Below are 3,489 nucleotides of genomic sequence, written 5' to 3'. Positions count from 1 at the left end.
ATCTAATGATTATGAGGCGAAAAATAAAATGGAACTAATAGTTCAAAATTGTAAAAATAAAGGGATTCATTTTTTAACGGCGGCTACAACATCAAGTGTAAATAACTTTTCACATGAAAAATGGTTTGCGGAAATTAGAAAGAGAAGTATAGGTTATTTATTAGGAACGACCCACAATAACGATGTATATTTCTTTAATATGAAACTTCCACATGCTGAAATCGATCAAGAATTATTAAGTGGGGATGGATATTGCATACGTAGAAAGCCAATAAAAATAAAATGTGCATATACACCATTACATTTACTTCGCACGATGACAGACAAAATTAGTGTGAAATGGTCTGAATTAAAAGTGAAATAATAGTAAAATAGGGTTAAATTACTATAAAATAGAATTTTTTTGCAATTTAACTCTTTTAAAATTGTATGAATATAGTTTATAATCTAATTGTTATATCATTTATGGTTTGAAAGGGGAAATTAATAAAATGACAGAAATTAAAATTAGACCAGAAGACCTTGAAAGAATTTCTAATAACTTTAATAACGCAGCTGCGGAAGCACAAAGTCAAGTTAATAGACTTGAAGGCGATATTAAAAGCTTAGATGGACAATGGGCTGGGTCAACACAAGCAAAATTCAGAGGAGAATTTGAAAATTCTAAACAAAAAATGCAACAATACATTCCTATTTTAGAAGGAATTTCGAGAGACTTAAAACGTATTGCTGAGAAATTCCGTAGTACAGATAACACATACTAAGAATAGAACAATTGCAAAAGACCAGGAGCTATTGTTCCTGGTCTTTTGTATGAAAAATTGTCATATGAGAGTAAGGGGATAAAATGGGATTCCGACCGGAAGTAGGAGAAGAAATTAGTCTTAATAAAGATGTTTATCGGTTTGAGAAACATCCAGCAGTAGTTGGGATTGAAATGCCATATGGGCAAGAAGGTAGACAAGGAACAGTCTATCAACTACAACATGAAAATGGTATGGAACGAATTGCATTAAAAGTCTTTAAGGAACGCTATCGCGAGGAAAAACATCAACTAGCATTTTTGAAACCACTTTCTTCCTTAGCGGGTCTTAAAGTATGTTCACGCTATATTATTACTAAAGAAGAACATATATCTGCTATCGAAAAATCAGAAGATCTTGCTAACAGTATTGTAATGCCTTGGATTGAAGGTCCAACTTGGGCTGATATTTTACAAGAACAACGAATGTTATCAAAAGAACAATGTTTCTTTATTGCAGAAGCATTTCTTACAACACTTAAAATGATGGAAGAAAATGAAGTTGCTCATAATGATTTATCGTCTAGCAACATACTCGTACCTTTCTTAAGTGAAAATCCAATTAAAGGCCAACACTATATCGAACTTGTTGATGTTGAGCAAATGTATGGCTCAAAAACGAAAAGACCTTCGTTATTGCCAGCAGGTTCAGCGGGTTACGCACCGATGTATTTAAAAAGTGGAGTATGGCAAAAAGAAGCCGATCGATTTGCTGGTGCTATTTTATTGGGAGAAATATTAAGTTGGTGTAGTGAAGAAGTTCGAAATAAAAAATGGACGGATGCAAGTTACTTTAAAACGGAAGAAATGCAGACAGAATGTGAAAGGTATACGTTACTTCAGCAAGTATTACATGATGAATGGAACGGGGAAATTGCAAAATTATTTAAGCAGGCATGGAGCAGTAAATCTTTCGCAGAATGCCCAAGCTTTGCACAGTGGTACAAAGTATTTAATAGCGCGAGAGAAAGAATAAAAATTGATGCGGAAAGGCAGTCAGCAGAAGAACACTCTCTTTTTGTATCAAAATGTTTGGAAATTGCAAGATTATTAGAAGAGAGAGGATTTAAACAAGCGGCATTATATGAGTATAAAATAATTTTCAATTCACTCAATCCATCAAAAGCTCTACAAAAAGAACTCGCATATATCATTCAAACTATGGAGAGTCAAGAGCCTGAAATAAATAATAAAATGGTCCTACAACATTATTTGGAATTAGCTACTGAATTGGAACGAGAAAACAATGCAGCATTTGCTTGTTTCGTCTATTCACGAATCGTACAATTTCCAAACATTGACCAGGCGTTAAAACAGGAAATTGAAAGCATTATTGAAGAGATAAAAGAAGAGCAAGGAACACAGTCGCAGCAAGAAGTAGCAGCTACAATTACAGTGCCAAATAGCATTCTACAGAGCCGAAAACAAACGAAAAAACAAGTGGAATATGATGTGGATGATGAAATTTTAAATGCAAAAGCATCAAATCAACCACTCACAATAACGCATGAACAAAGCGAACCGTCGGCTTTTTCTACATGGTGGAAAAAGAATAAAAAGCGAATTTTGATTATTGGTTCAACTGTAGTGGTTGTTATAGGTGGTTCAACGTTATTTTATTTCTACACAACAAACGCTAAATATCAAAAGTTTATGGAACAAGCACGACAAGCTTATGATGATAAAAAATATACAAAAGCTGAAGAAGCTGTTGGACATGCAATTGCTGTGAAGGGGAAAGACGAGGCTTATCTCCAATTAGCAACGATTTACGTTGCTGAAGGAAAAAATAAAATTGCAATCGATTATATTACAAAACTAATAAAAGATAGAGAAATCGATAAAGAAAATAATGAAGCTGCTTATCTATTAGCTTCAGCTAATTTCCGAATTGGAAAATATCAAGAAGCAGTGCAAAATTTTGAACAAGCGTTAGCGAATAATGCAAAAGGAATTGAACCATACAAAAAAGATGCGATGCGAGATTTAGCTGTAAGTCATATGAAAATGAAAGAATTTGAAAAAGCGGAAGATGTTATTGTCAAAATGAGCACGAAGACAAATGAGGATAAAGCAATTGTTTCGTATTTAAAAGGTCAATTATCAACCGCAACGGTACAGTTAGACAAAGCAGAATCTTTCTTTAAACAAGCTATTATGCAAGATTCAAAGAATGCCATATATACAATTGAACTTTCAAATTTATATGTGCTTTGGAATAAAACAAATCTAATTGATAGTGCAAAGAAAGAAATGAATTATCAACAAGCATCTCACATTTTACAAGTAGCGATTCAAAAAGATATGAAAAATATTGAGTTGTTAAATCAACTAGGAATTGTGTATTACGAAGCGGGTCAATTTTATGAAACGCGAGATGGTGCAAAGAGTACTGCTGCATATCAGCAAGCGTTAGAAGCTTACAATAGAGTTGTCAGCAGTGGAACACGCGACATAAATACGCTTGTAAATATAGGGATTTTATACGATAAAGTGGGACAAGGGAATGAAGCAGAGAAGCTTTTCACAGAAGCATACTCACAAAACGATGAAAATCCACATGTGAATTTTGCATTCGGGATGTTTAAAATTAAACAGAAAAAATACGAGGAAGCAAGTCGTTTCTTAAGAAAAACAGTGCAAGCAAATGAAAATGAATCCGAAGTGAAAGCTGCGCAAGAAAAACT

General features: G+C 33.6%; 3 protein-coding genes. All 3 read left to right on the top strand.

The annotated features are described in order from the left end of the window. On the top strand, positions 1-364 hold a 364-nt coding region (locus tag KI369_RS03720; protein ID WP_212955057.1), incomplete at its 5' end, for a hypothetical protein. 127 nt (positions 365-491) lie between these two features. Then, a complete protein-coding gene (locus tag KI369_RS03715) occupies positions 492-764 on the top strand; it encodes a WXG100 family type VII secretion target (RefSeq protein ID WP_000136048.1) in 273 nt (90 codons plus the stop codon). A gap of 83 nt (positions 765-847) precedes the next feature. After that, positions 848-3,489: tetratricopeptide repeat protein (locus tag KI369_RS03710; RefSeq protein WP_212955056.1), on the top strand; the 2,642-nt coding region annotated here is incomplete at its 3' end.

It is taken from the genome of Bacillus sanguinis (assembly GCF_018332475.1).
Lineage (GTDB): Bacteria > Bacillota > Bacilli > Bacillales > Bacillaceae_G > Bacillus_A > Bacillus_A sanguinis.
This window is presented reverse-complemented; position numbering and strand designations above follow the sequence as displayed.

Bases quoted from the DNA above. Each gene is read 5' to 3' on its own strand.
- KI369_RS03715 (WP_000136048.1), top strand. From the start codon at position 492: ATGACAGAAATTAAAATTAGACCAGAAGACCTTGAAAGAATTTCTAAT.